Here is a 2,239-nt window from a genome sequence, read left to right on the forward strand (position 1 = left end):
TCGCGTATTTCGGTCCTTCGCGGCCGAGACCGGAGTCCTTCACGCCCCCGTACGGCATCTGATCGGCGCGGAAGGTCGGGACCTCGTTGACCGTGACCCCGCCCACCTCCAGGTGCTCGAAGGCGTAGTGGATCTTTCGATAGTCTTGCGTGAACACCCCGGCCTGCAGTCCGAAGCTGGAGTGGTTGATGGCCGCCACGGCCTCCGCGAAGTCGGTGAACCTCTCCACCACCACGATCGGACCGAAGGCCTCGAGCGCACACACCTTCATCGTGGGCCGGGTGCCGGTTAGGACGGTCGGCGCATAGACGGCACCGTCCCTGTGCCCGCCCATCACCACGGTGGCGCCGGCCGCGCGGGCTTCGTCCACCCACGACTGGATGCGCTTGGCGTTGCCCTCGTCGATCATGGCCGAGACATCCGTTGCTTCCTCCTCGGGATCGCCGACGCGAAGCCGCTGCGCTTCGGATCGAAAACCTTCCAGGAACGGCTCGAACACCGAGGCCTCGACCTGGATGCGCTGGGTGTGGATGCAGCTCTGGCCGGCGTTGGTGAAGGCTCCGATCACCGATTTCTTGATGGCGCGTTCCACATCCCCGTCCCGATCGACGATGAGCCCGGCGTTGCCGCCCAGTTCCAGGACCACTTTCTTCTTGCCGGCGTTCTTCTTCATCTCCCAACCGACATCCGGCGAGCCGGTGAAGGACAAGAGATTGAAGCGCGCGTCGGTCACCAGCCGGTTCCCGGTCTCCCGGTCCATCGGCAGCATCGAGACGCCGCCCTTGGGCAGCGCCGTCTCGTCAATGATCCGGGCCAACAACAGCGCCGAGATGGGTGTCTTGGAAGCCGGCTTCAGGACGATCGGGCATCCCGCGGCGATGGCCGGGGCGATCTTGTGGGCCACGAGATTGAGCGGGAAGTTGAACGGTGAAATGCCGGCCACGAGCCCGACCGGAAAATACTTCACGATCGCCTCTTTGCCGCGCGCTACAGGCGTCCAGTCCAGGCGCAAGAGCTCGCCGGGGAGGCGCTTGGCCTCCTCGGAGGCAATGAGGAAGGTCTGCGCGGCGCGCTCGGCCTCGACGCGCGCGGTCTTTAGCGGTTTGGCCGCTTCCCGCGCCATGATCCGGGCGAAGCGCTCGCGATGCTTCAGTATCCCCGCGGAGATATCCTGGAGGATCTGATAGCGGAGATAGGTCGGCAAGACGCGCATGGCCTCGCGCGCGCCCTCGGCCGCCGTGACCGCCCGCTCATATTCTTCCTCACCGCCGAGGTAGGTCCGATAGGTGGCGACACCCGAATACGGGCTCACGACGTCGAGGACCTTCGAGGTCGTCGTGAACTCGCCGCCCGCGTAGATGGGAAAACTCTCGCTCATCGTCGTCACCCCACGCGCTCAGACCTCGTGCAGCAAATCGTCGCAAGCGCAGTAGATTCTTTCACTGTATCTCAGAGTTTGTGAAAAAATCGTCGCGAGCGAAGGGAGGTCGCGTTCCGCCGGAGCGGAGGAACCGGAGTGTATACCCTCCAGTTGCATAAATTCTGTTGTGTAGTGGCAGAGAATGGCGTCGGTTAAGGGTTTTAACGAGTTTTAAGCTTTTCGCTGGACATCACCGTAGGTGAGGTCTAGACATTCGACGAAAAGGCTGATCCTATGATCAGAAATATATGGAAAGCGGCCTACGCTTCTCGGTATAATATGTTTGCCGAAACAGTAAGATCCGAGAAGGAGGCCGCTTCTATGAAGTGTAGCAGAGCCGACGTCCACTGCAAGACTCACAGCCTTCCTCAACTGCGTTTTGAGGATAGCCAACTGACCTCGTTTTCGGGGCTTATCCTCATCCAAGAGCTCTTCTCGCGTCTGGGATTGAAGGAGCGGCTGCGGCGCTGTTTTAGCCATCTTACCGTCAACCCGATCTTCGGCTATCCCGCCCTGGTACTGTGTTTGGTCGTGCACCTCTTGCTCGGATACCGGCAGTTGCGCGATGTGCGTTACTACGCGGATGATCCGCTGGTGAAGCGGATCCTGGGCTTGCGCCGGCTGCCGGATGTGGCCACCGTGAGCCGCGGGTTGGCAAGGGCTGACCAAGACAGTGTCAAGCACCTGCAGAAGATGCTGTGCGAGCTGGTCATCGCACGGTTGGTGGCACTGAAACTCTCCCGGGTGACGCTCGATTTCGATGGCTCGGTATTGGGCACCTCGCGCTTTGCCGAGGGGACGGCGGTGGGGTTTAACCGC

Annotated in this window: 2 protein-coding genes; one reads left to right on the forward strand and one right to left on the reverse strand. The window is 61.6% G+C overall.

What is annotated here, in order from left to right; translation table 11 throughout:
* A partial coding sequence (locus tag M3461_24225) for an aldehyde dehydrogenase family protein (GenBank protein MDQ3777242.1) occupies positions 1-1,378 on the reverse strand: 1,378 nt, incomplete at its 3' end.
* Positions 1,379-1,741: 363 nt separating this feature from the next.
* On the opposite strand from M3461_24225, the gene M3461_24230 reads away from it, so the two are divergent.
* The coding region (locus M3461_24230) for a transposase (GenBank protein ID MDQ3777243.1) at positions 1,742-2,239 on the forward strand (498 nt) is incomplete at its 3' end.

The organism is Pseudomonadota bacterium (assembly GCA_030860485.1).
Taxonomy (GTDB): domain Bacteria; phylum Pseudomonadota; class Gammaproteobacteria; order JACCXJ01; family JACCXJ01; genus JACCXJ01.